Raw genomic sequence first — 23,980 nt, 5'->3', positions numbered from 1 at the left:
CCGCCAATCGCAGTTGCGTCCGCCATTAAACGATCGTGGCCGTCTTGCGTCTGCTCAGCGCTAGCACAACGAGCGACGCGAGCATTCCGACGGACAGGAACATCAGTTCGACCTGCCCCGATACCAAGCCGATCCACTTGCCAATGTAAAGACATACCGACGCGACCAAGCCTGCCGTAATCGCTCGCTGTGCGGCGGCCGGAGACACCGGCCATCCGATCAGCAGAAATGCGAACAACGGCGCGACGCTGGCGATATAAACCACGTTGAGCTCCACCATCGTCTCGACGATGCCCTGGCCGCGTTGCGCAACCATGCCCCCAAGCAAGACGATAGCGGCCGACATGCGAGCGCCTTCCACGCGCGTTGTCGTTGCGGCAGGAATAACGGACGCCAGCGCACCAGTCATTGCTCGCACAATCGCGGCCCCGGCTCCCAAAGCAGCTGCTAGCAACGCTAGCAACATAGCCACGCTGTAGCCCTGGCCCAAGTGCGCCGATACGTGAGACAGGATCGTGGGAATGGCCAGCTTCGAGGTCGCGGCTCCGGCAAGAACCCCGGTGTTTTGTGCAGCGATCACAGCGGACGCCGGCAATGCTCCCACCAGCAGTAGAAACACGGCGGCGAGGCCGCAACCAGCGATCGCGTCGATGCGGCGACGGGCTGCAATGATGAATTGCTGATAGTCCGCCCCGGTGATGACGAGAAACACGACGGCAACGGTCATAGCGATAATATCTCTCCCACTCATACGATGCACGTCCCGTAGAAATCGCGGAATGGCGTGCAGATAGACGTCACCGCCGTTCATTTCCCTCAATGCAAACACGAGTACGAAACTGCTCGCAAGCAAGCAAAACGAAAACACCTTTGAGGCCGCTCTTAGATTGAGCTGAGTGGCACCGAAGATGAGGACGAGCATTGACGGCAGCACAGCCTGCCGAGGCAGCGCTGCGAGCAGCAAGACGGCCGCTCCGCCCTGGATTTGGGCGGCCAGTACACCGGTCATCCAGATCAGCGAGAGCAGCGCGACTTGGCGCCTGACCGTGGGACCGTATGCGCGGCCGAACATGTCCCAGATCGGTGCTCGCAATGACCAAACTTTCCCTGCCAAAATGGCAAGCAGCGCCATGCCCAGGGCGGTTAGCCACGGATAAAGGCTTCCGGCCATTCCGCTCGTGACGGCCAGTTCTCCCGCACCAAAGAGAAAGCCGACACCGTAGCTGGCGGAGACAAGTAGTGCGGCTACTTGCAGGTATCCCAGCTCCCGAGTATTCAAGTGGAGGACCTCGACAGCTTGACGCTATGACGGACGACTGCCTTCCAGCCGTAAAAATAGGCATTGCATACGATGGCTTTCGCCGCATAGCTCGGCAAACGAGACAACACCTGTTGAGCCACCGGCAGCCTGTAATAGGGAACGGACGGCATCAGGTGATGTGACAGATGGTACCCGTTGTTATGCGGATGAATGATCCATCGCCAGCATTTGCCAACGCAGGTGTCCCTCGTGAATGAAAAGATGCCGCCGCGCTCGAGGCCGAAATGATCACACATCTCCCGGAACCACGTGATCGCATAAAAAACAGTGGCTTTTGCCGCGACCCAAACACCGACAAAGAAGATGGAAAAGGCCAAACCTTTATACAGAGTAAGCAGCGTGATGACGGCTAACCACCAAATCGTCATCCACACGTACCGATGCGGCTTGAGACGGCCATCGGTCAAATGACCGAACAGGCAACTACGCCAGTTGACGCGACACATAAGCTCGCGCCAATACGTCTGCCGCCACGCACTACGCTCGCTTGAAGCGGGAATAATGTAGTCCGGGTCTTGGCCGGGTACGCCTAGCTTCGCGTGATGCCGCGAGTGCGAGACGCGGTACAAATTCAAGTCGGTAAACAGCGCGGGTGCCAGCAAGATATCGGCTAGCCAATCGTTGAACGCTTGGGCAGGGTGGAGATTTCTGTGGCTCGCTTCATGCAGCAAATTCCCCAGCGCCCGCTGGCGGTTTCCGACCGCGAAAAGCGCTAACAAACAACCGAAAATGCCGCGGTCAAAGCCGAAAACGCACGCGAATACAATCACGCACCAGTCGAATATGAGATCGAAAACGGGACGCCACGGGTTGATCGAGCAAATCGCGGCGGCGTCGACTGCGTGCTCGACGAGTTCTTTACGGATTGCGGTAACATCGGCTAATACAGCGTTAGCCACCATTCGCTGATGATTGTCCACGGCATTGCCCAAACGAGGGAAAGGGATAGCAGGCGGAGAGCACTCTCAACACCTCCCTAGTTGGGCGCATTCTATCCACCGACGCGCGCTCTCCCGCTTCGGTTAATTTTTATTTTTGATCGCGGTTTTCCCTAACCGGTAGCAGCATCGCAGGCCGGAGCCTACATAAAATCAGCGCTTTCCGCCGCCCTCGGATAACGACTGCAGCAGGCTCATCGCTTCGTCCGACCGCTCATCGGGCACGAACAAGTGATCGTGGTGATAGGCTGAAACCGCGTTGCAGGCGATTCCCGCGTTTGCAAGCGTTGCGAAGACGACTGATAAGAACCCCACCGCGGCGAGGTCCGAATGAACGGTCAGCGTAATCATGCGTGCAGCGAACTCATAGGCTATATTGAGTCGCTCCGCGTCCGACTTGTCGATGATGGCAGTGAGGCCTTCACTTTCGCTGAACTGACAGATCGCCTCCACGCCTACTGGCAAACGACGGTCGGGGAAGGTGCAATAAACGTAGGTAGGCCGAGCGATGACCGGCGTCATATCGCTCAATAGCGTCGTAAGGTCGCGCTTCCCGCCCATACCGTAGCCCCCCGTTGAACAAATGGATATTGCAGCTGTGGTAGCGGCCTTGGTTGCCGCAGGCGAACTCATACTGCCTACGCACCCACATCCAACGTGTTCGAGACGGTGCGCGTCCTTTTCCTGAGCCCACAGCACTGTCAGCGCCTCGGAAAAGACATTGATTGAACGGCCTGTTCTTGGCGCGCCCGGCTGGGATCGAACCAGCAACCCCTGCCTTCGGAGGGCAGTACTCTATCCATTGAGCTACGGGCGCTTAGACATGTCGGCGCGGCTGTGGGAACCCAAAACCATAGCGCCAAGCAAGACCGAGAGCATACCCGGTTTCACCTGACGCGTCCACCGCACCCCGCCGGACCGCGCGCCGGCGCACCGCCCGCAGCCCACACCCGGCACTTCCTCGTCCTAAAAAACCGCCGATTCGGCCCCTGATTGAACCCAGCCCGGGTAAACGCGGCCCCCGGGCTATGCCCGCTCCGCTCGCCGACGCTAAAACGTTGCGTCTATAATCGTCCCTGTTTGATCGAATTAATTAAGTCGTTGCCGACTTAGCCGTTTCAGGTTTTTAGCTGTTGCCGTCGCGCTGTACCGCTCACCAACAAAATTCCCGGGAGACGAGACAAGCATGAGCGAAGCACCACACGGAGCCCCGATCAAAACGCCCGGCCAGTTGATTGCCGCGGTCGTCGCGGCGTTCGCGGTCCCGATCGTCGTCATTATTTTGCTGGCGTTCTACGTCAACCAATCAGTGCGCACCGGCGCCGGCACCGACGGCCTGGCCGACGCCACCGTCGCCAGCCGCATCGCTCCGCTCGCGCAAGTGACCGTCCGCGACGCCAACGCACCCCATGTCTTCAAAACCGGGGAAGAAGTCTTCAAGGCGGTCTGCACGACCTGCCACACACCCGGCGCAGCCGGCGCCCCCAAGTTCGGCAATAACGCCGATTGGGCGCCACGGATTGCCCAAGGCTACGACGCGCTATTGCACAACGCATTGACCGGCAAGAACGCCATGCCCCCGCGCGGCGGCACGAGCCCTGACGACTACAGCGATTACGAAATCGCACGCGCCGTCGTCTACATGGCAGACCACTCGGGCGCGAGCTTCCCGGAACCAGCAGCACCGGCCCCCGGCGCCACCACCCAAACCGCGGCAACACCGGAAGCCGCCGCGTCCGCCGCTCAAAGCGCGAGCGCCAGCACCGGCGCCGTGAACGACCAGGCTGCGGCCGCCATTGCGGCTTTGCCGAGTGCGCCGGCGCCGTCGACGTCGAGCGCAGACCATGCACAAGCCGGCAAGGCGCTTTACACGCAGGTCTGTCAGGCCTGTCACGCCGCGGGCGTGCTCGGCGCGCCAAAGTTCGGCAACAAAGCCGATTGGGCGCCACGCCTGAAAGATCCCATGGACACGATCTACAACTATGCCTTGCACGGCAAAGGGCAAATGCCGCCCAAGGGCGGATCGAACGCATCGGACGACGATGTCAAAGCCGCCGTCGACTACATGGTCAGCGCAGCGAAGTAACACGCAGAGAAAGTCAGCGTTCAAGGCCCCAAGCTAACGCGCGGGGCCTCACCACGCCGAAAGCAGGAAGCCGAAAGCAGAAACCTGACGACGGACGGCCGGAACCCGAACGCGACAACGGAGAACTGCCGCGCACCGCTCGCACGGGATGCGCGCTGTTCCCCGCAACCCCGGCACTCAAGGTTTCTGCAGTAGCGCCTTCAGGCTGGCGAGCCGATCCTTCGGCGACATCGGCGCTTCTTCAGGCGTCGGTGGCGGCGCCTCGTCGAGCCCCATTTCGGGAATGAAGCGCGACGGTTCGCACACCACCGTTTCTCGCGCCCGCTTGCGCTTCTTGCACCAATTCAAATGCAGGCTGCGCTGCGCACGCGTGATCGCCACGTACATCAGGCGCCGCTCTTCTTCGATGCGCGCGTCGTCGATCGGCTCGTCATCGGCCCCGCCACGATGCGGCATGATCCCTTCTTCAACGCCAACGAGAAACACGTGCGGATATTCGAGGCCTTTCGAAGCATGCACCGTCGAAAGTCGCACGGCGTCCGGGTCTTCATCCTTGCCCTCGAGCATCGACATTAAAGCCACTGTCTGAATCAACCCGAGCAGGTTCTTGCCGGTATCGGCAAGCCCATCCGCATTGTCGAAACCGCTCGCTTCGCCGTCCTCGACATTCTCGGGCTCCGGTTTTGTGCCCTTGCGCTTGAGCCATTCGAGAAATTCGAGCACGTTCTGCCAGCGTGACTGCGCCTGGCGTTCGTCGAAGGTGTCGTACAGGTAGGCCTCGTAGTGAATGGCCTCCATGAGGTCGTCGATCAGCGTCGTCGCCGGATCCTTCGTCGCGCGATCGGCGATGCGCTGCATGAAATCGCAGAACACGCGCAGCGGCTCGACCTGTCGCGCCGACAGCCGCGCCTCGATTCCGCCCATATAGACAGCCTCGAACAACGACACCTTCGCCTGCCCGGCAAACGAGCCCAACGCTTCGAGCGTCGTATTGCCAATGCCGCGGCGCGGCGTCGTAATGGCGCGGATGAAAGCGGGATCGTCGTCGGGGTTCGCGATCAACCGCAAATACGCGCAAATATCCTTGATTTCGGCTTTATCGAAAAACGACTGGCCGCCCGAGAGCACATACGGAATACGCTCGCGGCGCAGCACTTGTTCGAAGATGCGCGCCTGGAAGTTGCCGCGGTAAAGAATGGCGTAATCGCGAAACTGCGAACGCCGCTCGAACTTGTGCGCCGACAACCGGAACACCACCGATTCGGCTTCATGTTCTTCGTCGTTACAACCCGTCACCGTAATCGTGTCGCCCATCCCGTGCTCGGACCACAGCTTCTTCTCGAACAGCTTCGGGTTGTTTGCGATGACATTGTTGGCCGCCGTCAGAATGCGCACGGTCGAACGGTAGTTCTGCTCGAGCTTGATCACATGCAGCTTCGGAAAATCCTTGCCGAGCTGCGCGAGGTTCTCGAGCGTGGCGCCGCGCCAGCCATAGATGGCCTGATCGTCATCGCCCACTGCCGTAAACGCGGCGCGAGGCCCCGCCAGCAGTTTCAGCAATTCGTACTGGCACGCGTTCGTATCCTGGTATTCGTCGATCAGCAGATAGCGCAGCTTGTTCTGCCACCGGTCGCGCACCGCTTCGTTTTGAGCGAACAGTTCGCTCGGCAGGCGGATCAAATCGTCGAAGTCGACGGCCTGGTAAGCGTGCAGCGTCGCGACGTAATTGCGGTAGACGATCGCGGCCTGGTGCTCGTCCTCGTTCGCCGCAATGGCCTGCGCCGTCTGCGGATCGATCATCCCGTTTTTCCACAGCGAGATGATCGATTGGATTTTGCGGATGAAACCCTTATCGGTCGAGCCGACCTGCTCCTGGATCATGCCGAAGCAATCGTCGGCGTCCATGATCGAGAACTGCGGCTTGAGCCCCAGATGCTCGGCCTCCTGCCGCAATATCTGCACGCCAAGCGAGTGAAAAGTGCAAACAGTCAGTTGATTGACAGGCACCTTACGGCCCTCTTTGCCGGGGGTGGTCAGCGTCTTGCCTTCGAGCAACTTGCCGACGCGCTCGCGCATTTCGGCAGCCGCCTTGTTCGTGAACGTCACGGCCGCGATATGACGCGGCTCGAAGCCTTTGTTCTCGATCAGATGAGCAATCTTCTGCGTGATCACGCGCGTCTTGCCGCTGCCTGCGCCGGCCAGCACGAGGCACGGGCCGTCGAGATAGCGCACCGCTTCGCTTTGCGCGGGGTTCAATCCTGCGGACATCGTCTGTGGATGGGTGTAACGAGGTTGGCGGCCAGCGCAACCAACGCATCGATGGGTCGTGCCGATGCGGTGCCGCTTGGCCGTGAGGGCAAGTGCGCGATGTTAACACGGATGCGCCGCTCATCCCGTCACGTCGATGGGATCGGTTCCTCCCTGTGGCGATGCATGCCACAATGTCCGATTCTCTTGCCGCGCGGCCGGTTGAGGCGTCATCGATGCCGCGCCTGCCGTGCGCGCCTTGTCCACTCGTCGTCACGTCACAAGACGGAGGAAAGCAAGCATGGCTTCGACGTTGAAAATCGGTTTGATGGGCTATGGGTTCGCGGGCGCCACGTTTCATGCCCCCGTCATCGACCACTGCGGCGCACCGCCCGACGCGCCCGATACGCCGTACGCGCGCGTCACCGCCATCGCCACCAGCCAACCCGAGCGCGCACGCACCGACTATCCGCGCACGCAGATCGTGGCCGACATCGATGCGCTGATCGCGTCGACCGACGTCGACTGCGTCGTCATCGCCACGCCCAACGACACGCACTACACGCTCGCGGCGCAGGTGCTGGCGGCGGGCAAGCATGTCGTCGTCGACAAGCCGGTCACGCTGACGGCCGCGCAGGCATGCACGCTTGCGCGACTCGCTCGCGAGCACGACGTCGTCTTCGCACCGTTTCACAACCGCCGCTGGGACGGCGATTTCATGACCGTGCGCGATCTGATCGAAAGCGGCGTGCTCGGGCGGATCGTTCATTTCGAGTCGCACTTCGATCGCTTCCGGCCGATGGTGCGCCCGCGTTGGCGCGAAGAAGCATCACGCGGCGGCGGACTCCTGTTCGACCTGGGTCCGCATCTGATCGATCAGGCGCTCGTGCTGTTCGGCGCGCCCGAATCGGTCTACGCGACCGTCAAGCTGCACCGCGATCAGGCCAGCGCGCCCGACTACGTTCATCTGCTGCTCGGCTATCCCGACAAGGAAATCGTGCTTCACGCCAGCGCGCTGTCGGCCATCGATCCGCCGCGTTTCGCCGTGCACGGCACGCGCGGAAGCTATGTCAAATTTGGTCTCGATACGCAGGAGGATCAACTGAAGGCGGGGCTGCGTCCCGGCCAGACGGGCTACGGGGGCGGCAATGCGTCAGGCACGCTTCGTGCACTTGAGGGCGAGCGCGAAGTCGAAACTGTCGTACCCACGCGCGATGGCGACTATGTCGGGTTCTACCGCCGCGTCGCACAGGCGATCGCTCACGGCAGCGCTTTCCCCGTTACGCCGCAAGATGCCGTCGACGTCATGACGATCATCGAACTCGCGAACGAAAGCGCTCGTGAAGGCAAGCGACTGCCGTTCGTGCGCGCCGTCGTGTGAGGCGTAGCCTTGTCCGCCGCGCCGGGGGGCCAAGCCGCGGATTGCGGCCGACTGTGTAATTGGATTCGTCCGGCGCTTGTCATCGGACACAGGGCGCCGGACGTTTGATGTGACAGAACTGGAACGATCGACCCCACCGAACCCCATGCACAATCACAAGGAGAATGGGATGCAACGCTCGATTCGCGTACTCGTATGCTGCGCGCTGATGTCCGCGCTGGCGGCCTGCGTGGCGCCGCGGCCGCCGCATCGGCGCGTGCCGCCCCCGCCACCGCCACCGCCGGTCGTGCGGCCGGTTCCGAATCCGCCCAACGTGGTCCCGCACGAAGCCGACATGGCACGCTATGCGCAGGTCGAGGAACGCATCGACAGCTTGCATCGCCGTATCGACGAGCGCGTCAACCAGGGCTACTATCCGCGCCCGGCCGGCGGCTCGCTGCACCACCGCCTCGACGTGATTCACCAGGAACTGCACGACATGGCCGATCAGCACGAAGGCGGACTGTCCGCCGACGAGCAACGCGTGCTCAATCAGGAACTCGACGGCGCGACGCGCGCGATCGGAAATTGATGTCAGGGGAGCGGCGCAGCGCCGCTCCTCGCGGGCGGATGCGACCGGGTCAGCGCCGCGCCTGCGTCGCCATCCGCACGGCAAGGCCTGCCAGCACGGTGCCCATCAACCAGCGCTGCACCTTGACCCAGCTGGGTCGGGTCGCGAGAAACGCCGCGATCGAACCCGCCATGAATGCCACCACGGTATTGACCGCGAGGCTCGCCGCGATCTGCAGGCTGCCGAGCGTCAACGACTGCGTGAGCACGCTGCCGCGCTGCGGATCGATGAACTGCGGCAGCAGCGACAGGTACAACACGGCGATTTTAGGGTTGAGCAGATTCGTCACGAGGCCCATGACGAACAGTTTTCGCGGGCTGTCGGTCGGAAGATCGCGCACTTCGAACGGCGAGCGGCCGCCCGGCTTCAACGCCTGCCAGGCAAGGTAGGCCAGATAGAGCGCGCCGCCCATACGCAGCACGTCGTAGGCGAGCGGCACAGCCATCAACAGCGCGGTGATGCCGCATGCCGTGCTGACCATATAGAAAACGAAGCCGAGCGCGACGCCACCGAGCGAGATCATGCCTGCGGCGCGCCCCTGGCAAAGCGAGCGCGAGACGAGGTAGATCATGTTGGGGCCGGGCGTCAGCGCGATGCCGAGTGCGACGAGACCGAAAGCAAGCAGTGAACCGGACGTGGGCATTGCATCTCCTGGGTAGGTGATAGATGGCCATTCATGCCCAGGCGCGCGGCGGGTGCGATTCCGCGTTTCCCGATGGTGAACTCCATCCCAGGGCGCCAGTCGCGCGGACGGATCGATTATTCCATGCTTCGCATAAACGCGCCGCCCGATGCGCACGTGCGCACACGGGCCCCACGTGACACTACGCAACAGCGTGGGCCGCGCCCATCTGCGCCAGTCGTGTCTGCACGTCGCGCATCAGGCGTTCGATCCAGCGCCGCAAGACGCTGTCGAAGCAGACAAGCGCCGTCGAGCCGGCGACGAGCCGATAAACGTCGTTGCGGCTCACCTTCGAAATCCGGGCCGGATCGAGCCAGGCATCGTTGTGCGCGAGCAGTTGCAACGTCTCCAATCCGATCAGGATCGGCCACAAGCAGGCCAGGCGCAAACGAAGCGACAGCCTTGGAATCGCGAGCGTGTAATCAAGCGCGGCGCGGTAATGCGCGAGCGCCGTCCCGATCAGCTCGACCAGAACGGGGCGTGCCCGCACCGAGGCGTCCGGGCCCAGCAAAGCGGGCGGTGTGAGACCGTGACGTTCAAGCATCGACGTCGGCAGATAACAACGGCCGATGCGCAAATCCTTCGCGCAGTCTCGCAGGATGTTTGTCAATTGCAGCGCCTTGCCGAATCGGATGCCGCGCGCGACGAGCGTTGCTTCGGGCTCGTCGAACGTGCCGGGCAGATGGGCGCACGTCATCTTCGTCCAAAATTCGCCCACGCAGCCCGCGACGAGCCAGGTGTAGCGGTCGAGCTCCGAGACATCGTGCAACGCGGCAATCCGTCCCGAATCCTCGGCCGGGAACGTGCGCAAGTCGAACTCCATCCCCGTCGTCAGCGTCGTGACGATATCGCGCACCGCGGCGCGATCGCCCGCGTCGAGGTCATCGAGCAGCGCGAGCGCCGACACGAGCGATTCGAGCAAGCGCTTCTCGTCGGGCAGCGCCTGGCGGCCGGCCACTTCACCGGCCACTTCGCGCATCGCCTGATTCGTCGCATCGCTGGTGTCGCCGCCCACGGCCGCGCGCAGCGCCAACAGCAACGTCAGCCGACGCGGGGGATCGATCAGCGGCGTATCGGCGATCGTATCGGCTGCGCGAGCGAGCAGATAAGCGAGGCCGATCGGGTCGCGCATCGGGCCCGGCAGGATGCGCAACGTCAGATAGAACGAGCGCGAGACGCTTTTGAGCAGGGAGCCGAGAAGCTCGGCTCGGGCAACGTTGGTCATGAAGCGGACGAAAAAAAAGGGGCACACGCCGTGCGTGCGCCATTGTAGCCGGCCCGCCCGTTCGCGCCGCCGCGCCCGGTCCTGGCCCTGCCCTGCGCTGCCCGCGCCGCAAGGAGCGGCCGGCCGGGCGCTCCACCCTATCCCGCGCGTTGACGAAGTCCTGGCGTGCCGCCGGCCCCGAGCACGAGCGTAAGGCCGACCAGGATCGCGGCCATACCGACAAGCTCCGTCAAATGCAGACGATTGCCGAGGAAGACGTAGTCCATCAAAGCCGTCGTGATCGGCACGAGGTAGAACAAACTCGTGACGTTGACGAGATCGCCGCGCTGCACCAACCGATAGAACAGCAGTTGCGCGATGACGGAAATGACGAGGCCAAGCCAGATCAGTGCGACAACGAGCGTCGCATCGAATCGGGCCGTGAGCGGCATCCACGGGCCGATGGCCATGCACAGCGCCAGACTGACGGCGTTTTGCAGCGGCAGCACGTCGATGGGCGCCTGCTTGATCTGCTTCTGCAAGATCGCGCCTGCGGTCATGCACAGCAGCGCGGCGAGCGCCAGCGCCGCACCGGCGAAGGATGTAGCGGCGCCACCTTCGCCCGGATGGACGACGAGCGCCAATCCGGCCAGTGCAGTGCCGAGGCCCGCCAAACGGCGCAGGCTGTAGCGCCGCTGCGTCGCGAGCATCGTCAGGATCGGCTGAGCGCCAAGGATCGTGGCCAGCAGGCCCGGCGTCAGCCCGCGCGCAAGCGCGAGCAGATAGCAGATCGAATAGCCGCCCGTCAGCAGCACGCCCGTGAGCGCAACGCGCCAACGCGTGCCGGGCGCGGGCAGCCATCGTCCGCGATACAGGCCGAACGCGCCGAGCACGGCGCAGGCAAGCGCAAATCGCAACAGCAGAAAGGCGAAAGCGCTGGCATGCTCGATGCCAAGTTCAGAAAAGATGGCGCCGCTGCTCCAGAGCAAAACGAACAGCGAGGTCGTACCGTAAGCCGCCAGCGCGGCCTTGATCGAATTCATTTGGATGTGTACCTGTGCAAATGTGCCGGAACCCCGTGCACACGCACGTGCGTCGTTCGTTTCGCGAGCGAACGCGATACGAAACGCGCGAACGTGAACGGGATGCGAAAAAAGCCGGTGTCAGGCGTGCGCCGGCGGAGGCGCAGCAATACCGACGACGACCTGCCTCGGAGGGGGAGGCGAGCCGGCTTGCACAAGTACGACGACAGCCGAATGCGCAGCGCGCCCGGCGCCGACACAGGTGTCGGAGGTGCCGGTCAGGAAGCCGCGGGTGCGCATGAAGTTCGTCATTGATGTAGAACGGATAAGGGCTTGGCGCGTAGCCAATGCCGGAATCGACCGGATCAGCGAGGGTCGACCGTTCGATAGACTACGCGTCATCGGGCGATTCGGCAATGGCTCGACCCGGAGGAAAAGCGGCTGCGCAGCGACTCGCCGATCCGCCGGGCGACGCGGCCCCCCGGATCACGCGTACACTGCGGCCCCTACGTCTCGGCGTGCTATGGATTTGTTGATGCTCGCCCACTGAGACGGTGCAATACTGAGCGACTTTCGCAGATGCCGTTCGACGCATATGCATCCTTCCATGACCGCCCTGGCCGATCTCGTTCTCCTCTTGCATGCGCTTGTCGTGCTGTTCATCGTCGGCGGGTTCGTCGCGATATGGCTCGGCGCCGCGCTGAACTGGGAGTGGGTGCGCGATCGGGGTTTGCGGTTCGTGCATCTGGCCGCTATCGCCATCGTGGCGCTGCTGGCCGCGTTGGACATTCCATGCCCCCTCACCTTCCTCGAAGACCGGCTACGCACGGGCAGCGTCGGCCCCGAAGGCTTCATCCAGCATTGGGTCGGGCGGCTGCTCTACTACGCGCTGCCGGCCTGGGTCTTCACGCTCGTCTATATCGCGTTCGCGCTCGTCGTGCTGCTGACCTGGCGCTACGTACCGCCGCGCTCGCGGTCGCACTCGTGAAACCGGCAAGCTGAAGACCCCAACGCCGTCTATTCGATCCGCTCGGCGCCGCCCAATTTACCCGCCGTCTGTCGCACGGCCTGCGCTTCCCGCTTTCGGCCCATCTCCGCATAGAGCTTCGCAAGATTGCCCAACACGCGCGCATAGTCCGACCGGTAATTGGCGGGCTCTTTTTTCGCGAGGGCGGCGTACAGCACGATCGCCCGCCGATAGGCGCCCTCCGCTTCATACCGGCGACGCGTCTTGCTGAGCAACACGCCGAGGTTGTTCAGCACGCGCGCCTTGTCGGCGTTGAACGCCCCCGGCGCGCCGCGCTCCAGCGGCTGCAGCGTCCGCAGCGCCTCGCGGTAGGCTTTCTCGGCTTGCGAAACACGGCCTTGCCTGCGATAGAGCACACCCAGATTCGTCAACGTGCGCACCATGTCGGGCGCGTCGTAAGTCGGGCTCTCCAGCGCCAACGCCCGGCGAATCGTCAGCGCTTCGTCATATGCCTGTTCGGCGTCACTGAAGCGGCCGTCATCACTGTACAGATTGCCCAGATTATTGAGCGTGCGGGCCAACGCCGCCCTATGCGCCATCGGGTTCTCGCGCACGAGCTCGCGCTGCAGATCGAGCGCCTCGGCATAGGCGTGCCGGGCTTCGTCCGCACGATGCGTCATCGCGTACAACACGCCCAGATCGTTCAAGGTTCTTGCCAAGCCGACCGTATAGACCGTGGCGTCATGCTGCGCGAGCGCCCGCTCGAGTTTGAGTGCCTCGCGATAAGCGTCGATGGCGTCGTCCGGGCGCTCGGCGTCGCGATAGAGCGCGCCCAACGCCTCCAGTACGTCGGCGACATCGGGGCCGAAGCGCTCAGGCTGTTCGCGCGCAAGGCCCCAGTAGTTTCCGAGCGCGTGCAAATAGGCCATCTCGGCATCCTGCGGCAATGCCAATGCCGTATAGAGCACGCCGAGCTTGCCCAGTTCGCGCGCGAACCGGCCCCGCCATCGATCGGGCTTGTCCCGCGCCAGCGCTTGATAGCGCAGCGCCAACGCCTCGACGACAGGTTGCGCCTGCTCCAGCAGATGCGCTTCTTCGAGCAGATCGCCGTAGAACTCCGCGATGTCGAGATCGTCCGGCTGCATGGCGTGCGCGATGCGCGCCAACGCGAGCGCACGCTTTGGAGAAAGCCGCAGCCACTCGACGATCGAGGCCTCGAAGCTGCGTTCGGCGGTCAGCTCGTCGGGCGCGCCCGGCTCGGCCAGTTCAAGGGCAAGCGACTTGGCCGCATCGTCGAAAGCGAATCCGGCCAGCGCGGCATGGACCTGTGGCTCCAACGGATCGTCGGTCCATAACACGCGCACGCGCCGCATGAGCAGACCATAGCGATCGACCCAGCTGCGCGCGAGCGCGGCGAAGTCGAGGTCCGGCTTGCCCGTGCCCAGCGCGGCAAGCGCGAGCACGAGCGGCGCAAGTCGGTCGAACGCTTCGGGCGGTGCGGCGGCGAACATGAGATTGGCCGCTTTGGCAAAAGCGACACGTTGACTGCTGCGCAGGCGGGCACGATGCGCGGCGCGCTCCGCGTCGGCGGCAAACCGCGTCAACCGTTCTGGCGTGATATCGCATTTGCGCACGAAACGGAAGGTCGGCGCGACATCGTCGAGCGCAAGCGCAGGCGCGCAAACAGCCGGCGGCGACGCTGTCTGGGCAGCCGTTCCCGTCAAAGCCAGCGCCGTGGCGAGGCCCGCCAGCCATCGGTGTGCGCGCCGATTCCTCATACCCGCCTTCTCGTGCCGGTTGACCGCCGATCCACTACATAAAGGACGGTCCCGGCGCGGCTGTAAGTTGGGAAGCGTACGCCCGCGCGCGATCGCGCGCTGCGATTCTTTGCGCTGCCCATAGCGGTCAGCATAGGCGCATCCCGCCCGGCACGCCTGGCCAACCGCGCCTGCCCGATCGCGCCTCGCCAACCGCGTTTCAAGCCGCGTCTCAAGCCGCGAGCCTAAGCCGCGGCGCCGCGGCTATGAGCCGGCGCCCGCTCGCGCGCGCCGGCCTTGCTCGCGGATGTCGTCGAGCGTGGCCGACGGCGTGCTGACTTCCTGCGGCACGCGAATTTCGATGACGGCCGGCAGCCCGCTGGCGATGCATCGATCGAACGCCGGCAAGAAATCCGCCGTCCGTTCGACCGTTTCGCCATGCGCGCCGAACGAACGCGCAAACGCCGCGAAATCGGGATTCGTCAGCCCGGTGCCGTGCGTGCGACCAGGATAATGGCGCTCCTGATGCATGCGGATCGTGCCGAAGTGCGCGTTGTTGACGACGATGAAAACAACGTTCAGACGATACTGCATCGCCGTCGCGAGCTCTTGCGACGACATCATGAAGCAGCCGTCGCCCGCAAGTGCGACGACGGTACGTCCGGGATAAAGCGCCTTCGCCGCAATCGCAGCGGGCACGCCATAGCCCATCGCCCCGCTCGTCGGTGCGACTTGCGTGCGCCATTGCCGATAGGCGAAATGGCGATGGAGCCAGATCGCGTAGTTGCCGGCGCCGTTCGTTACAATGGCGTCCCCGGGCAGGCGTTCGCGCAACTGCGCCATGATTTCGCCCAACTGGACATCGCCGAGCATCGGCCGCGGCGCACGCCATTCGAGGTAGGCGCCGTGCGCTTGCTGCGCCGTGCCCGCCCAGGCCGGTGTCCCGCGCGGCTCGAGCGCTGCGAGCGCCGACGCAATTTCCGGCATGCCGGAGACGATCGGCAGATCGGCCGCATAGACGCGGCCCAGTTCTTCCGCCCCCTGATGAACGTGGATGAGCGTTTGCTTCGTCTTCGGGATGTCGAGCAGCACATAGCCGCTTGTCGTCGCTTCGCCCAGACGCGGACCGATCACGAGCAGCAGATCGGCCTCGCGGATGCGCTGTGCGAGTGCGGGATTGATGCCGAGGCCGACGTCGCCGGCGTAATTCGGGTGATCGTTGTCGATGGTGTCCTGATAGCGGAACGCGCAGCCGATCGGCAATTGCCAGCTTTCCACGAACCGGCGCAGATCGGCGCATGCCTGTTCGTTCCAGCCGCTGCCGCCCGCAATGACCACCGGCCGTTGCGCGCGCTCGAGCAGGTCGCGCAGCGCATCGATCTGCGCGTGCGACGGCGATGCGGCGATGCGCTTGAACGGTGGCGCGCCCGGCACCCGCGGGCACGGATCGGACAGCATGTCTTCCGGCAGCGCGAGCACGACGGGGCCCGGCCGGCCGGCACACGCCGTGTGGAACGCGTGGCTCAGATACTCGGGAATGCGCCTCGCGTCGTCGATCTGGGCGACCCATTTCGCCATCTGCCCGAACATCCGCCGATAGTCGATCTCCTGAAACGCTTCGCGATCGAGATGCTCGCGCGCACACTGACCGATCAGCAGAATCATCGGCGTCGAGTCTTGGAATGCGGTGTGGACGCCGATCGACGCATGGGTCGCACCGGGCCCGCGCGTGACGAGTGCAACGCCGGGACGTCCCGTCAACTTGCCGGTCGCCTCGGCCATGTTGGCTGCGCCGGCTTCGTGTCGGCAAACAAACGTGCGAATGCGTTCGGTTTCATCGTGCAGCGCATCGAGCACGGCGAGAAAACTCTCTCCCGGGACGCTGAAGACACGATCGACTCCATGCGTGACAAGCGCGTCGACGAGTAGACGCGCTCCGGTCACGTTCGTGGTATCGGCGGCATTCGACATGTGCGGCAACCTCCTGACTGTCTGTGATTTGTTGGAAGTGGAAACGACACAAAGCGCGTTGGGAGACACGGCGTCGACAGCTTACGCCTGCGTCGTGCGCACTGTCACTGCCGAAAAAATGTGGGCGAGGCACGTGCGCGGCGGCTTGCCGCATCCATCGGCGCATAGCTCGACGCACGGGTCGAGGCATAGTCGGCGCCCCCCTTCGGTTACCCATCGCCGAAACGATTCTGCGACTTTTCCGCTGCTGGGTTCGAGACGGCGACGATACATTCGAAGCCATGCAAACCGCGGAGACGACCTGATGCGAGCCGACGAATTCGAAACCGAAGCCGCACTGGCGCGGCTGGCCCGAAACAATGTGCTCGGTCTGCGCAATATCGCCGACCGTCATCTGGATCTAAAGGAAAGAGCGTTTCGCCGTTTTATGAGAATCTGCCGGCCGCATGAATCGAATCAGCAGGCACGGCGGTTATTCGAAACGCGCATGCTCGGCGTATTGAAAGAAGGCCGGCTCACGATCAATTTCAATGCGGACACGTGGTTCGGCAATGGACGTGAACCGTCTCGCGTATTGAATCTCTTCGACAGGCTGGGCAAACCGACTCACGACCCCAAGATCGTCAAGGATCGCTGGTACCGGAACGACGTGGAGATGGAATTCGGCGATTATGGCGGGCGGGCGCGCAGCGGTCGTTCGCACCCGTTGAGGGATGCGCGCCGATTGGTCGCACACTTCTGTGCCACGGGCATGAATCGGGTCGGTCTACCGACCTCGCCGCATTTTCAACCGTGGGTGCGGCCGCGCTACGGCGCGCTCGATTTCGCCTATTGCCAGGGCGGCGGTGCGGGCGGCAACGGCTATGGAAAGTCCTACGCGGTGCTCAAGGAACATATCAAGCACGCGTCGACCTTCGCCCATACGGACTCGTTCAAGGTCAACAAAGACCTCGCCGCGCGCAGCGAGGAATACGGCGGCCATCACATCACGCTGCACGACGCGATCGCCACCTACTTCAACCTCGAAAAGATCCTGCTCTACTGCACGCCGGGTATGCTCAGGCAGATCTACCTGTATGCCAGCGGACAACGCGCGCGCGGCTCGACCTATTGCCTGCCGCCCGATACGACGGGCGTCAAAGTCAACTACATCGAATTCCACGCTCATGCGGACATCCGCTTCGATCGCGACATTGCCGCGATCGTGATCTCGCGCTCCGAGATGCGTTCGACTTTCCTCGGCCTACCGTGGAATGCCGCGGAGCGTCACATTCGCGATTTCGCGCAGGAGAAATCGATCCGGCTGTCATTCATCGCGTGACGCAAGGCGCCCCGCGCGCCCCAGTTGCGCCCGTGATCGGCGGCAGCTGTAGCGTCAGCACTCGACGATGTTCACGGCCAATCCGCCGCGCGACGTTTCCTTGTACTTCGTCTTCATGTCGGCGCCCGTCTCGCGCATCGTCTTGATGACGGAATCGAGCGACACGTAATGGCTGCCGTCGCCGCGCAACGCCATACGCGCCGCGTTGACGGCTTTGACGGCGGCCATCGCGTTGCGCTCGATGCAGGGAATCTGCACCATGCCGCCCACCGGATCGCAGGTCAGCCCCAGGTTGTGCTCCATGCCGATTTCGGCCGCGTTCTCGACCTGGCGCGGCGTGCCGCCCGTCACGGCGGCCAGCGCGCCGGCCGCCATCGAGCAGGCGACGCCCACCTCGCCCTGGCAGCCGACTTCCGCACCGGAAATCGACGCGTTCAGCTTGTAGAGAATGCCGATTGCGGCCGCCGTCATCAGAAAATCGATGACGCCCTGCTCGTTCGCGCCCGGCACGAAACGCGTGTAGTAATGCAGCACCGCCGGGATGATCCCCGCGGCGCCGTTCGTCGGCGCCGTCACCACGCGCCCGCCCGCCGCGTTTTCTTCGTTGACGGCGATCGCATAAAGATTGATCCAATCGACCATCGAAAGCGGATCGCGCAGCGCCTGCTCAGGGTTGCCCGACAACGTGCGATAGAGTTGCGGCGCGCGGCGCTTGACCTGGAACGGCCCTGGCAGGGTGCCGTCGGCGTCCGGATTGCCGATGCCGCAGCCGCGGGCGACGCATGATTGCATCACATCCCAGATCTTCAGCAAACCGATACGCGTTTCTTCCTCGGTATGCCAGACGCGCTCGTTGTCCCACATGAGTTCGGCGATCGACTTGCCCGTCGATGCGCAGAGCGCGAGCAGTTCGTTGCCGGTGCTGAACGGATGCGCGCGCTGATCGGCCGCCTGCAACACCTTCGTATTCGGCGCGCCCGCCGTCACGACAAAACCGCCGCCCACTGACAGATAGGTCGCCTCGCGGAGCGCGGCGCCGGCCGCGTCGGTCGCGCGCAGCTTCAAGCCGTTCGGATGTTCGGGCAGTGCCTGGCGGTAAAACGCGATCTGTTCCTTCGGCGTGAACGCGATTTCCTGTTTGCCGATCAGCGTAAGCCGCCGCGTTTTCTGCACGATATCGAGACGAGCAGCGACCGTCGACGGGTCGACCGTATCGGGCGCGTCGCCCATGAGCCCGAGCATGACCCCGCGATCGGTGCCGTGCCCTTTGCCCGTTGCGCCGAGCGATCCGTAGAGTTCCACCTTGACCGAAGCCGTCTGCTCGAGCAGCCCATCGCGCTCGAGTCCTTGCACGAACAGCAGGGCCGCGCGCATGGGCCCGACCGTATGAGAACTGGACGGGCCAATGCCGATCTTGAACAAATCGAAAACGCTGACTGCCATTGCTGCTCCACCCGCTGATTGATCGAAGCGGCGCGCGCGACATGCTCGCGCCGTTCGGGTTGATAAGTATGCGCCCTGATGCCCGGCGCCCGGCGACCGGCCGTCACTCGATACAACGATTCACCCGACACCTTGCGAAATACGCAAATTTCGATTCCTCGCCGATGCCTCGCTGACGCTACCGCGCCGGCAGCGGGAGGCACACGGCGAGCCATGCCGGCGGTGTCGGCGCCAGCCGCAGCGCGACACCCGCATAGCGGCCCGACAGCCGCGCGGCCAGATGAAACAGTTCCGCCGCACCCTTCGGATCCCATGGCCCCGAATAGCCGGTCAGGCCCGCCTCGCGCCGCTTCGCATCGAACGCGACGCTTGAATGAACGAACTCCTCGTGCGTCTTTTCTCCGAGTGCATAAGGCACGAGCCAGTCGATCGCCGATTGCAGCGAAGCACCATTTTGTGCACGCTGTGCGAGCCAGTTGCGGTTGTGACGGCGCGCGGCCAGCGCCGCAACGACGAGCGGCTCCAGGTCGTAGGTCACGTAATGCAACGCATCGCGCTCGGCGTAGTCGACGGTTGCGCCGTCGGGTGCCACGTTTTCGCCGATCTGCTCGATGAACAACCGCTGCGCCGCGTTGATGAGCTTGCGGTCGTCAAGCGTGAACGCGGCCATCGCGATCAGCTTCACGCGGTGGCTCTCCCAGTTGTTGCGATACACGCCCGTCAACGGCCGCTGCTGCGCATCGATTCGCTCCACATAGCCGTTCGCAAGCTTGCTGATGAATGCGGCGGTGGCATTGCGCGTCTTCACCGACAGCGCACTGGCGGTCATGTCGTAGGCGAGAATCATCGAGTCGAAATGCGTCTCGTCGATCGGGTCGAAGCTCGGCTGATAGGTGGTGGCCCAAGCGAGCAGGAATCGGTCGACGAGATGCAAATAGCGAGCGTCGCCCGTCGCGCGCCAGACGAGCGCGGCATCGCGCATCAGTTCCAGGTCGCGTTCGGCTTCGACGCTTTCGTCGTAGATGCCCTCGTGCGGCAGCGTGCCTTCCGTATGCAGGCGCGCGAGCGGCTTCGGTTGATCGTTCAGACGCGCCGCGACGCGTTTGACGAGGCCTTGCGCGCTGGGCGCCGCGCTCGTGCGCTCGCTCGTCTGCATGGCCGGCGCCGCGCAGAAGTTCATCGCCGCTTGCGCCGCGCCCGCGGGCGCCAGCGCCCCCGCACAGGCAATCAGCCAAGCCGCGAACGATGCGCGCGATTTCGATTCCGTATTGACCGCCTGCTCCATCCGTCGCTCCCTCGTTGGCCTTGCGGAGACAGATGGTAGCCGGTATTCGCGCCGAGCGAAGCATGCCCGCGCACAGCGGGCATGCTGACGCCTCGCGCCGTTACGCTCACGGCTCCCGCCGTTACGCTCACGGCTCCCGCCGTTACGCGTAATCGGCCACCGGCACGCAGGAACAGAACAAATTGCGGTCGCCATACGCGTTGTCCGCTCGCCCGACCGGCGGCCAGTACTTGCGCGTCACAAGCGAGGGCAACGGATAGGCCGCCGCCTCCCGCGTGTACGCATGCGGCCACTCGTTCGCCGTCACCACGGCCGCCGTATGCGGCGCGTGCTTGAGCGGATTGTCCTCGCGATCGGCACGACCTTCCTCGACCGCGCGAATCTCCTCGCGAATCGCGATCATCGCCTCGACGAAGCGATCGAGCTCCTCTTTCGATTCCGATTCGGTCGGCTCGACCATCAGCGTGCCCGGCACCGGGAAGCTCATCGTCGGCGCATGGAAGCCGTAATCGGCAAGGCGCTTGGCGACATCGTCGACCGTGATCCCGCTCGCATCCTTGATCGGGCGCAGATCGAGAATGCACTCGTGCGCGACGAGTCCGCCCGGGCCCGAGTACAGGACCGGATAATGCGGCGCCAGACGCTTGGCCACGTAGTTGGCGTTCAGAATCGCCACTTCCGTCGCCGCCGTCAGGTTCTTCGCCCCCATCATCGCGATGTACATCCACGAAATCGGCAGAATCGAGGCCGATCCGTACGGAGCGGCCGATACGGCGCCGATGCCGTTCTCGGCGCGGCGATAGCCCGACGAAGTCTGGTTCGGCAGGAACTGCGCCAGATGCGCGCCGACAGCAACGGGACCCACGCCGGGACCGCCGCCGCCGTGCGGAATGCAGAAGGTCTTGTGCAGATTCAGATGCGACACGTCGCCGCCGAATTGCCCGGGCGCCGTGAGTCCGACCATCGCATTCATGTTCGCGCCGTCGACATAGACCTGCCCGCCGTGCGCATGCACGATCTCGCAGATCTCGCGCACGTTCTGCTCAAACACGCCGTGCGTCGACGGGTACGTGATCATGATGGCCGCGAGGTTCGCCGAATGCTCGGCCGCCTTCGCCTTCAAGTCTTCGATGTCGACGTTACCTTGCTCGTCGCAGCCGACGACGACCACCTTCATGCCCGCCATATGCGCCGAGGCCGGGTTCGTGCCGTGCGCGGACGCCGGAATCAGGCAGACGTCGCGATGACCTTCGCCGCGCGAGGCGTGATAGGCATGAATGATGAGCAGGCCGGCGTACTCGCCCTGCGAGCCCGCATTAGGCTGCAACGAGACGGCCGCATAACCCGTCGCCGCGACGAGCATATGCTCGAGCTGGTCGATCATCTCGCGATAGCCGACCGTCTGGTCGGCGGGCGCGAACGGGTGAATCTGCGCGAACTCAGGCCACGTGACGGGCAGCATCTCCGAGGTGGCGTTCAGCTTCATCGTGCAGGAGCCCAGCGGGATCATCGAGCGATCGAGCGCGAGATCCTTGTCGGCGAGGCTGCGCAGATAGCGCAGCATCTCCGTCTCCGAATGGTGACGGTTGAAGACGTGGTGCGTCAGGTACGCGCTCGTGCGCACGAGCGCGGCCGGCACCGCCGCCGCCCCGCCCGATTCGCCGCTGCGGCCTTCCGCCTCGGCGCGTGTCAAAGCCGTATCGAGCACGTCGACGTGCGGCACGTCGATCGCGCCGGCCGCGGTCGCGAAGACGCACAGCAGATCGTTCAGATCGGCGCGCTTCGTCGTTTCGTCGACGGATACGCCGACGCGCGTGTCGCTGACACGGCGCAGATTGATCCGCATGCGCTTGGCCGCATCGTGAACAGCCGCCGTGCGCGTGCCGGTTTCGATCGTCAGCGTGTCGAAAAAGGTCTCGTTGACGAGCGTGTAACCGAGTTGCTGCACGCCCGTCGCCAAGAGTTGCGCGATGCGATGCACGCGCTGCGCGATGGTCCTGAGCCCCTGCGGCCCGTGATAAACGGCGTACATGCTCGCCATGATCGCGAGCAGCGCCTGCGCCGTACACACGTTCGAAGTGGCTTTTTCGCGGCGAATATGTTGCTCGCGCGTCTGCAGCGCCAGGCGCAATGCGCTCTTGCCTTGCGCATCGACGGTCACGCCGACGAGCCGGCCCGGCATTTGACGCTTGAACGCGTCGCGCACCGCCATGTAGGCGGCGTGCGGCCCGCCGAACCCGACCGGCACGCCGAACCGCTGGGAGGTGCCCACGGCCACGTCGGCGCCCCACTCGCCCGGCGGCGTCAGCACCGTCAGCGCCAGCAGATCGGCCGCGACGACCACATGGCCGCCCGCCGCATGCACGGCCTCGGTCAGCGCGCGGTAGTCGCGCACGTCGCCGAACGCGCCCGGATACTGCAGCAGCACGCCGAACGCATTCGCGCCGGCAGCTTCCTGCGCAGGACCGACGCGCACTTCGATACCGATCGGCTCGGCGCGCGTGCGCACGACCTCGATGGTTTGCGGCAGCACGTCGTCGGCCACGTAGAACACGTTCGATTTGGCTTTGCCGGCGCGTTGCAGCAGCGTCATCGCTTCGGCGGCGGCCGTTGCTTCGTCGAGCAGCGACGCATTCGCGATCTCGAGCCCGGTCAGGTCGCCGATCATCTGCTGGAAGTTCAGCAGCGCTTCGAGCCGGCCTTGCGAGATTTCAGGCTGGTACGGCGTGTAGGCCGTGTACCACGCCGGGTTTTCGAGCACGTTGCGCAGAATGACGGCCGGCGTGTGCGTGTTGTAGTAACCCTGCCCGATGTAGGAACGAAACACCTCGTTCTTGTCCGCAAGCTGCCGCAGCAAAGCGAGCGCTTCGGCTTCGCTGCGCGGCTCGGCGAAGGGACCCAACGGCAGCGCGTCGGTGCGCCGGATCGCCCGCGGGATCACCGCATCGATCAGGGCTGCGCGCGACTCGAAGCCGAGCGCGTCCAGCATCGTGCGCTGGTCCGCGGCATCCGGGCCGATGTGCCGCTCCGCGAAGGCGTCATGCACTTCGAGCGCGGCGAGCGAGAGAGGGGAGCGGTTCATCAGACGATCCGGGTGTTCGAGCTTCATGATAGGGCGGCGGTTGTGCGCGGCGTCTTAGCGTCCCATGCGCAAGACGCGCCGCGCGGCAAAAACGAAACGTGCCGGGTTCGGCGAAAGCGGGTGCAAGCGCAAAGTGAAAGCGCACTGCAAGCGGCGCTGACCGGCCGAACGCGGCACTTGGGGTCAGCCTACGAGCTTTTGGTAGCCGTCAGCGTCGAGCAGCTTGTCGAGCGCCGCGCTGGCCCCGAGCTTGACCTTGAAGAGCCAGCTGTCGTAGGCGTCCTGGTTGACGGCGTCGGGCGTATCGAGCAGTGCCTCGTTGACGGCGACGATCTCGCCAGAGACGGGCGCATAGATATCGGAAGCCGCCTTGACCGATTCGACGACACCGACGGCGTCGCCGGCCGTGATCGTCTTGCCGACTGTCGGCAGTTCGAGGAAAACGATGTCGCCGAGCGTCTCTTGCGCGTGATCGGTGATACCCACCGTCACCGTGCCGTCGGCTTCGGTTCTGATCCACTCATGTTCTTCCGTGTATTTCAGATCGGCCGGGACGTTGCTCATTGGATGCTCCTGGTGAAATAGGAAATGCGTTGAATTGAAAGCTTCGGGACCATCGCGCTATCGGCGGTGTCGATGGCGAGGTCCATGCGTACGCGCGCA

General features: G+C 64.1%; 18 protein-coding genes, 1 tRNA gene and 1 riboswitch. Of the genes, 5 read left to right on the top strand and 14 right to left on the bottom strand.

Annotated features, from left to right (window positions below):
* Window positions 1-25: 25 nt before the first annotated feature.
* The 4 genes from C0Z19_RS18590 to C0Z19_RS18575 form a co-directional block, all read right to left on the bottom strand.
* A complete protein-coding gene (locus tag C0Z19_RS18590; RefSeq protein ID WP_102611307.1) occupies window positions 26-1,279 on the bottom strand; it encodes an SLC5/6 family protein in 1,254 nt (417 codons plus the stop codon).
* Window positions 1,276-2,241, bottom strand: coding sequence for a fatty acid desaturase family protein (locus C0Z19_RS18585; RefSeq protein ID WP_146012099.1), 966 nt, complete (start codon window positions 2,239-2,241; stop codon window positions 1,276-1,278). The genes C0Z19_RS18590 and C0Z19_RS18585 overlap by 4 nt, the downstream gene beginning before the upstream one ends.
* A gap of 171 nt (window positions 2,242-2,412) precedes the next feature.
* Window positions 2,413-2,820 (bottom strand): ACT domain-containing protein, encoded by a 408-nt coding sequence (locus C0Z19_RS18580; RefSeq protein WP_102611305.1) that lies wholly within the window; start codon window positions 2,818-2,820, stop codon window positions 2,413-2,415.
* Window positions 2,821-3,000: 180 nt separating this feature from the next.
* A tRNA-Arg gene (locus C0Z19_RS18575) sits at window positions 3,001-3,076 on the bottom strand.
* Between the two features lie 369 nt (window positions 3,077-3,445).
* On the opposite strand from C0Z19_RS18575, the gene C0Z19_RS18570 reads away from it, so the two are divergent.
* Complete coding sequence (locus C0Z19_RS18570) at window positions 3,446-4,345, top strand: c-type cytochrome (RefSeq protein ID WP_102611304.1); 900 nt, start codon at window positions 3,446-3,448, stop codon at window positions 4,343-4,345.
* A 177-nt stretch (window positions 4,346-4,522) separates the two neighbouring features.
* On the opposite strand, the gene C0Z19_RS18565 is transcribed toward C0Z19_RS18570, so the two are convergent.
* Complete coding sequence (locus tag C0Z19_RS18565) at window positions 4,523-6,613, bottom strand: UvrD-helicase domain-containing protein (RefSeq protein WP_102611303.1); 2,091 nt, start codon at window positions 6,611-6,613, stop codon at window positions 4,523-4,525.
* 280 nt (window positions 6,614-6,893) lie between these two features.
* On the opposite strand from C0Z19_RS18565, the gene C0Z19_RS18560 reads away from it, so the two are divergent.
* Both C0Z19_RS18560 and C0Z19_RS18555 read left to right on the top strand, forming a co-directional pair.
* Window positions 6,894-7,973, top strand: coding sequence for an oxidoreductase (locus tag C0Z19_RS18560; protein ID WP_102611302.1), 1,080 nt, complete (start codon window positions 6,894-6,896; stop codon window positions 7,971-7,973).
* 169 nt (window positions 7,974-8,142) lie between these two features.
* A complete protein-coding gene (locus tag C0Z19_RS18555; protein WP_102611344.1) occupies window positions 8,143-8,544 on the top strand; it encodes a hypothetical protein in 402 nt (133 codons plus the stop codon).
* Between the two features lie 49 nt (window positions 8,545-8,593).
* Here C0Z19_RS18555 and C0Z19_RS18550 read toward each other — a convergent pair whose 3' ends face one another.
* The 3 genes from C0Z19_RS18550 to C0Z19_RS18540 form a co-directional block, all read right to left on the bottom strand.
* Entirely contained in the window at window positions 8,594-9,226 is a 633-nt protein-coding gene (locus tag C0Z19_RS18550) for a LysE family translocator (protein ID WP_102611301.1), read from the bottom strand.
* A 28-nt stretch (window positions 9,227-9,254) separates the two neighbouring features.
* A riboswitch (ZMP/ZTP riboswitch) is annotated at window positions 9,255-9,339 on the bottom strand.
* A gap of 68 nt (window positions 9,340-9,407) precedes the next feature.
* Window positions 9,408-10,490 (bottom strand): phytoene/squalene synthase family protein, encoded by a 1,083-nt coding sequence (locus tag C0Z19_RS18545; protein WP_102611300.1) that lies wholly within the window; start codon window positions 10,488-10,490, stop codon window positions 9,408-9,410.
* A gap of 137 nt (window positions 10,491-10,627) precedes the next feature.
* Window positions 10,628-11,512: a DMT family transporter gene (locus C0Z19_RS18540; protein ID WP_102611299.1), complete on the bottom strand. Its 885-nt coding sequence runs from the start codon at window positions 11,510-11,512 to the stop codon at window positions 10,628-10,630.
* A gap of 586 nt (window positions 11,513-12,098) precedes the next feature.
* Here C0Z19_RS18540 and C0Z19_RS18535 point away from each other — a divergent pair.
* On the top strand, window positions 12,099-12,479 hold the full coding sequence (locus tag C0Z19_RS18535; RefSeq protein WP_102611298.1) for a DUF2784 domain-containing protein: 381 nt from the start codon (window positions 12,099-12,101) through the stop codon (window positions 12,477-12,479).
* Between the two features lie 29 nt (window positions 12,480-12,508).
* Here the strand turns inward: C0Z19_RS18535 and C0Z19_RS18530 are convergent, their stop codons facing one another.
* Both C0Z19_RS18530 and C0Z19_RS18525 read right to left on the bottom strand, forming a co-directional pair.
* Window positions 12,509-14,236, bottom strand: a complete 1,728-nt coding sequence (locus C0Z19_RS18530; RefSeq protein ID WP_102611297.1) for a tetratricopeptide repeat protein — start codon at window positions 14,234-14,236, stop codon at window positions 12,509-12,511.
* Between the two features lie 243 nt (window positions 14,237-14,479).
* Window positions 14,480-16,186, bottom strand: coding sequence for a thiamine pyrophosphate-binding protein (locus tag C0Z19_RS18525; protein ID WP_102611296.1), 1,707 nt, complete (start codon window positions 16,184-16,186; stop codon window positions 14,480-14,482).
* A 304-nt stretch (window positions 16,187-16,490) separates the two neighbouring features.
* Between C0Z19_RS18525 and C0Z19_RS18520 the strand changes: the two genes are divergently transcribed.
* The gene (locus C0Z19_RS18520) at window positions 16,491-17,507 is read left to right on the top strand and encodes a DUF3626 domain-containing protein (RefSeq protein ID WP_158243019.1); all 1,017 of its coding nucleotides are present in this window, start codon (window positions 16,491-16,493) and stop codon (window positions 17,505-17,507) included.
* A 54-nt stretch (window positions 17,508-17,561) separates the two neighbouring features.
* On the opposite strand, the gene C0Z19_RS18515 is transcribed toward C0Z19_RS18520, so the two are convergent.
* The 4 genes from C0Z19_RS18515 to gcvH all read right to left on the bottom strand — a co-directional run bounded on the left by C0Z19_RS18515 (window position 17,562) and on the right by gcvH (window position 23,881).
* Window positions 17,562-18,950 (bottom strand): L-serine ammonia-lyase, encoded by a 1,389-nt coding sequence (locus C0Z19_RS18515; RefSeq protein ID WP_102611294.1) that lies wholly within the window; start codon window positions 18,948-18,950, stop codon window positions 17,562-17,564.
* Window positions 18,951-19,128: 178 nt separating this feature from the next.
* The gene (locus C0Z19_RS18510) at window positions 19,129-20,235 is read right to left on the bottom strand and encodes an alginate lyase family protein (RefSeq protein WP_102611293.1); all 1,107 of its coding nucleotides are present in this window, start codon (window positions 20,233-20,235) and stop codon (window positions 19,129-19,131) included.
* 142 nt (window positions 20,236-20,377) lie between these two features.
* The gene (gene gcvP / locus C0Z19_RS18505) at window positions 20,378-23,344 is read right to left on the bottom strand and encodes an aminomethyl-transferring glycine dehydrogenase (protein WP_102611292.1); all 2,967 of its coding nucleotides are present in this window, start codon (window positions 23,342-23,344) and stop codon (window positions 20,378-20,380) included.
* A gap of 156 nt (window positions 23,345-23,500) precedes the next feature.
* Window positions 23,501-23,881: a glycine cleavage system protein GcvH gene (gene gcvH, locus C0Z19_RS18500; protein ID WP_102611291.1), complete on the bottom strand. Its 381-nt coding sequence runs from the start codon at window positions 23,879-23,881 to the stop codon at window positions 23,501-23,503.
* Window positions 23,882-23,980: the final 99 nt, after the last annotated feature.

Origin of the sequence: Trinickia soli (assembly GCF_002879855.1) — a bacterium.
GTDB classification, from domain to species: domain Bacteria; phylum Pseudomonadota; class Gammaproteobacteria; order Burkholderiales; family Burkholderiaceae; genus Trinickia; species Trinickia soli.
The sequence above is the reverse complement of the archived record's forward strand: the minus strand, read 5'-3'. Positions and strand labels throughout refer to the sequence as shown.

Coding starts and splice junctions, on each gene's coding strand:
- C0Z19_RS18580 (WP_102611305.1), bottom strand. CDS start 2,820: ATGGGCGGGAAGCGCGACCTTACGACGCTATTGAGCGATATGACGCCG.
- C0Z19_RS18570 (WP_102611304.1), top strand. CDS start 3,446: ATGAGCGAAGCACCACACGGAGCCCCGATCAAAACGCCCGGCCAGTTG.
- C0Z19_RS18565 (WP_102611303.1), bottom strand. CDS start 6,613: ATGTCCGCAGGATTGAACCCCGCGCAAAGCGAAGCGGTGCGCTATCTC.
- C0Z19_RS18560 (WP_102611302.1), top strand. CDS start 6,894: ATGGCTTCGACGTTGAAAATCGGTTTGATGGGCTATGGGTTCGCGGGC.
- C0Z19_RS18555 (WP_102611344.1), top strand. CDS start 8,143: ATGCAACGCTCGATTCGCGTACTCGTATGCTGCGCGCTGATGTCCGCG.
- C0Z19_RS18550 (WP_102611301.1), bottom strand. CDS start 9,226: ATGCCCACGTCCGGTTCACTGCTTGCTTTCGGTCTCGTCGCACTCGGC.
- C0Z19_RS18545 (WP_102611300.1), bottom strand. CDS start 10,490: ATGACCAACGTTGCCCGAGCCGAGCTTCTCGGCTCCCTGCTCAAAAGC.
- C0Z19_RS18540 (WP_102611299.1), bottom strand. CDS start 11,512: ATGAATTCGATCAAGGCCGCGCTGGCGGCTTACGGTACGACCTCGCTG.
- C0Z19_RS18535 (WP_102611298.1), top strand. CDS start 12,099: ATGACCGCCCTGGCCGATCTCGTTCTCCTCTTGCATGCGCTTGTCGTG.
- C0Z19_RS18530 (WP_102611297.1), bottom strand. CDS start 14,236: ATGAGGAATCGGCGCGCACACCGATGGCTGGCGGGCCTCGCCACGGCG.
- C0Z19_RS18525 (WP_102611296.1), bottom strand. CDS start 16,186: ATGTCGAATGCCGCCGATACCACGAACGTGACCGGAGCGCGTCTACTC.
- C0Z19_RS18520 (WP_158243019.1), top strand. CDS start 16,491: ATGCGAGCCGACGAATTCGAAACCGAAGCCGCACTGGCGCGGCTGGCC.
- C0Z19_RS18515 (WP_102611294.1), bottom strand. CDS start 18,950: ATGGCAGTCAGCGTTTTCGATTTGTTCAAGATCGGCATTGGCCCGTCC.
- C0Z19_RS18510 (WP_102611293.1), bottom strand. CDS start 20,235: ATGGAGCAGGCGGTCAATACGGAATCGAAATCGCGCGCATCGTTCGCG.
- gcvP (WP_102611292.1), bottom strand. CDS start 23,344: ATGAAGCTCGAACACCCGGATCGTCTGATGAACCGCTCCCCTCTCTCG.
- gcvH (WP_102611291.1), bottom strand. CDS start 23,881: ATGAGCAACGTCCCGGCCGATCTGAAATACACGGAAGAACATGAGTGG.